Source organism: Rhodococcus sp. EPR-134 (assembly GCF_001647205.1).
Lineage (GTDB): Bacteria > Actinomycetota > Actinomycetes > Mycobacteriales > Mycobacteriaceae > Rhodococcus_F > Rhodococcus_F qingshengii.
The window spans coordinates 1-4082 of the sequence record NZ_LVCT01000084.1; the positions used below are offsets into that span (position 1 = coordinate 1).

4 protein-coding genes are annotated in these 4082 nt (G+C 63.4%); 3 read left to right on the forward strand and 1 reads right to left on the reverse strand.

Features of this window, described 5'->3' with window-relative positions; all coding sequences use genetic code 11:
* On the forward strand, positions 1–373 hold a 373-nt coding region (locus A2J01_RS04165; RefSeq protein ID WP_442971552.1), incomplete at its 5' end, for an Rv3654c family TadE-like protein.
* Here A2J01_RS04165 and A2J01_RS04170 read toward each other — a convergent pair.
* Entirely contained in the window at positions 366–2654 is a 2289-nt protein-coding gene (locus A2J01_RS04170) for a DEAD/DEAH box helicase (RefSeq protein WP_064112054.1), read from the reverse strand. The two genes, A2J01_RS04165 and A2J01_RS04170, sit on opposite strands and share 8 nt — an antisense overlap.
* Before the next feature lie 456 nt (positions 2655–3110).
* Between A2J01_RS04170 and cspE the strand changes: the two genes are divergently transcribed.
* Both cspE and A2J01_RS04180 read left to right on the forward strand, forming a co-directional pair.
* Entirely contained in the window at positions 3111–3314 is a 204-nt protein-coding gene (gene cspE / locus A2J01_RS04175; RefSeq protein WP_003946117.1) for a transcription antiterminator/RNA stability regulator CspE, read from the forward strand.
* Between the two features lie 185 nt (positions 3315–3499).
* On the forward strand, positions 3500–4082 hold a 583-nt coding region (locus A2J01_RS04180), incomplete at its 3' end, for a hypothetical protein (RefSeq protein ID WP_003946106.1).

Here is a 4082-nt window from a genome sequence, read left to right on the forward strand (position 1 = left end):
TGGAGTCGGGAGTGGAGGAGGGGTGAACCTACGTGACGACGAAGGTGTTGCCACGGTTCTGGCGTGCTGCGTTCTGGCGGCGATCGTGATGGTGACCGGCGGGATGCTGCATGTCGGTTCCGCAGTGGTGGCTCGGCACACGGCTCAGTCGGCCGCTGATCTTTCGGCTCTCGGCGGTGCGGGCGCCTTGGACGGCGGCGACGAGTCGGCGTGTGAGATGTCGGCGGTGATCGCGGAGCGGATGCGTACGGTGCTCGCGGAGTGCGAGGTGCAGGGGTGGGATGTAGTCGTCGAGATACGCGCACCGGTGTTGTTGTCGGGCTTCGGGATCGGAGATGCGCAGGCTTACGCGCGTGCGGGTCCGGTCAGCTGATCGTGTCGATCACGGCGGTCAGAACCTTGACCGCGCCGTCTTTGTCGAGTGGGTCGTTTCCGTTGCCGCACTTGGGTGAATAGACGCAGGACGGGCAACCGTGAGCGCACTCGCAGGACAGTATGGCGTCGCGCGTCGCGGTGAGCCATCGGGACAGTTCGCTGTGCCCTCGGTCGGCGAACCCGGCGCCGCCGGCATGACCGTCGTAGACGAAGACGGTCGGGAGTCCGGTGTCCGCGTGCATCGCGGTGGACACTCCGCCGATGTCTCCGCGGTCGCAGATCGCCACCAGTGGCAGCAGGCCGATTGCGGCATGTTCGGCGGCATGCAGTGATCCGGGGAACCGTTCGGGCGGGACCCCGATTGATTCGAGGAGTTCCGGCGTGACCGTGTACATCACTGCCCTGGTGGGCAAAGTGTGTGCGGGCATGTCGAGTTCGATCGAGTCGAGGACTTCACCCGAAGTCAACCGTCGTAGGTACCCGACGACTTGATGTGTCACCTCGACCTGGACGAGAGCGACGGCGATGTCGCCGTAGTTCTTGTGCTCGAGTTGTTCGGTGATCGTGATTTCGGTGGTCTCGCGAGCCGAGGTGGTCCAGTCCGGATTCTCGGGGTGCACCAGTGCGAGTCCGACGTCGAGGTCCAGTTCGTCGACGACGTAGGTCTCGCCTTGATGGATGTGCACGGCGCCGGGATGAACTGTGGCCGGAGCGCGGCCCGCGTCGACAGTGCCCAGCATCCGGCCAGATTCACCGTCGACAATGGCCACCTGAGTTCCGATGCCGCCGCGAATGTCCAAAGAGCCGTGGGGGTTCGAATCGGCGGTGACGAACCATCCGTGCTTTCGGCGCCGGATCTTGCCTTCCTCGGACAGTCTCGTCAGAACCTCGAGAGCCCCGAACGCGTCCACCTCGGCATCGGAAAGTGGGAGTTCCATTGCAGCGCAGAGAAGTTGTGGTCCCAGGACGTACGGATTTCCGGGATCTGTCACCGTCGCCTCGACGGGTTTGTCGAGTACCGCTGACGGATGGTGAACGAGGTAGGTGTCGAGTGGATCGTCGCGGGCGATCAACACGACGAGTGAACCCTCACCGCGTCGCCCGGAGCGACCCGCTTGCTGCCAGAACGAGGCGACGGTGCCCGGGAAGCCTGCCACGACAACGGCGTCGAGGCCTGCGATGTCGACGCCGAGCTCCAGTGCGTTGGTGGTGGCTGCGCCCAGCAGTGTGCCGTCGGCGAGTGCAGCTTCCAGTTCGCGTCGGTCCTCGGCCAGATATCCGGCGCGATACGACGCGACTCGCTCGGCGAGGTCCGGGTCCACCTCGGCGAGTAGACGTTTGGTGGCCATCGCGGTCAGTTCGGCGCCGCGGCGGGAGCGGACGAAGGTGAGAGTGCGGGCGCCTTCGATCATGAGGTCGGCCATGATCCGCGCGGCTTCCGCGCCCGCGGGACGTCGTACCGGGCTACCGTTTTCGCCGGTCAATGCCTCCAGTAGCGGTGGTTCCCACAGGGCGACGGTGCGTGGGCCGTGCGGCGATCCGTCTTCCGTGACCTCGGTGCAGTGTGCGCCTATGAGCCGCGAGGCCGCCGCGCCGGGATCTGCTGTGGTCGCGCTGGCCAGGATGAAGGTGGGTTCGGCGCCGTAACGGGCTGCAATTCTGCGTAATCGCCGGATCACGAGCGCGACGTTGGATCCGAAGACTCCCCTGTAGGAGTGGCATTCGTCGATGATCACGTATTTCAGGTTGCGGAAGAAGTGTGCCCATCGCTGATGGGTTCTGAGCAGAGAAATGTGGATCATGTCGGGGTTGGTGAAGAGCCAGCGTGAGTTCTCACGTGCCCAAGTGCGGAGTTCCTGCGAGGTGTCGCCGTCGTACGCACTGGCGTTCGTGCTGCGAAGTTCAACGTCGAAGTCGGTGAGGGACAGCACTGCTCGCAGTTGATCCGAGCCCAGCGCTTTGGTGGGGGAGAGGTACAGGGCAGTTGCGAGCGGATCGGTCGCCATGGCCGTCAGCACCGGGAGTTGGTACGCCAGTGACTTACCCGACGCCGTACCGGTGGCCACGACCACGTGTTTTCCCGCGTAAGCGAGGTCGGCGGCCTCACTCTGGTGGATCCACGGGGACCGCACGCTGTGCTCGGCGAGCGCACGTACGACGCTGGGGTGCACCCACTCCGGCCATTCGGTGAACTCGGCTACGCGAGCAGGTAACTGCGCGGTGAACATCAGTGGTTTTTCGCTTCCACTGACCCCGGCGACGACCCGATCGAGCAGCATCTGCCCGTAGGTCTCGCCAGGCTTCCCTCCCGGGGCGGGAGTCGGGGAAGGTGCGTTCACGTGACTCTCCGGGCTCGGCGTTGGGGTGTGGCGGCAATCGGAAACTGTCGCTACCTGCAGTTTTGATGATACGCAACGGTCGGCGGTCTTGGTGGAACCGGGTGCTCGGCGCGCGCGCGGGAAACCACGATCGTGGGCTGTTTTTCTCGTAGCGAACTTTTAACGTTTTTAGTTCCCTTTTCGACTGTTGTGCACGCGGAGAACATGGTTGACTGACAATCGGTCGCAGCTTCTGTGTTCGTAGGCTTGAGAAAGTGCACGCTCGCAGGATCGTTGTTGCGGGCGCGGTGCTCTGCCTTTCCTGAGGGGGAAATAAAGACGTACAGCGGTCGGAACCGGCCCGGTGGACTGTAAGGGCTGTTCACCGAATCCGGTGTTAGAAAGAGAAGGAAAAGCATGGCACAGGGCACTGTGAAGTGGTTCAACGCTGAAAAGGGCTTCGGCTTCATCGCTCCCGAAGACGGTTCCGCAGACGTCTTCGTTCACTACTCCGAAATTCAGGGCAACGGCTTCCGTACCCTCGAGGAGAACCAGCGTGTGGAGTTCGAGGTCGGCCAGGGCACCAAGGGTCCCCAGGCTACCGGCGTTCGCGCGGTCTGATTTTTCCGCTCACTTGCTGAGCGAATAGTTCGGACAGTATTTGTCCCCCATCGCATCCGTGCGGTGGGGGACAAATCTTTTCGGGCTGAGTTAGTACTTTCCCTGTCCGAGGTGAATGCACGCAGCTGTTCGGCCACGGCCGGTCGTCTATGCCGTCGATACCTTCGTGGCTTACGTTTCACTCTGTGAGCCAACTGTCCTTTTTCTCTGCCGAGTCGATTCCACCTGCCGTGACGGACCTTGCCGGAATGCTGGCCGGACCGGGGCAGGTCGTGACCTCGGAGGATCGCGCGCGGATCTCGATCGTCGTGGATCGGGACTGGAGAGCGCAGGCCGTTGCCGAGTTGATCGCGCAGTGCGGACTCGGGGCCGAGGTGACGCGTAGCGAAGAAGGCAGCCCACTCGTCCGAACTCAGTCGACGCCCGCACTCCTTCCGCTGTCCGTGCAATGGACCAAGGGAGCAGTGAAGGCGGTGCCGGTCGGGTGGGTTCCTAATTCTCGCCAACTCCGAGTGTGGGCCGTCGCCGCCGGCCGACTCGAAGAAGGCGGTGAACGATTCGTGTTCGGCCTCGACCCCCATGCGAAGGAGACACACGCACCGCTGGCTCAGGCCTTGATGAGGGTTGGTATCGCGCCGACTCAACTGGGTAACCGGACACCGGGTCCGGGGCTCCGTGTGTCGGGAAAGAAGAGACTGACAAAGCTCGTCGAATACCTCGGTGAGGCGCCGAAACACGTCGACACCTCGGTCGCCTGGCCACACGTCT

Excerpts from the sequence above, each read along its gene's own strand:
- cspE (WP_003946117.1), top strand. The coding sequence starts at position 3,111 with ATGGCACAGGGCACTGTGAAGTGGTTCAACGCTGAAAAGGGCTTCGGC.
- A2J01_RS04170 (WP_064112054.1), bottom strand. The coding sequence starts at position 2,654 with ATGCTGCTCGATCGGGTCGTCGCCGGGGTCAGTGGAAGCGAAAAACCA.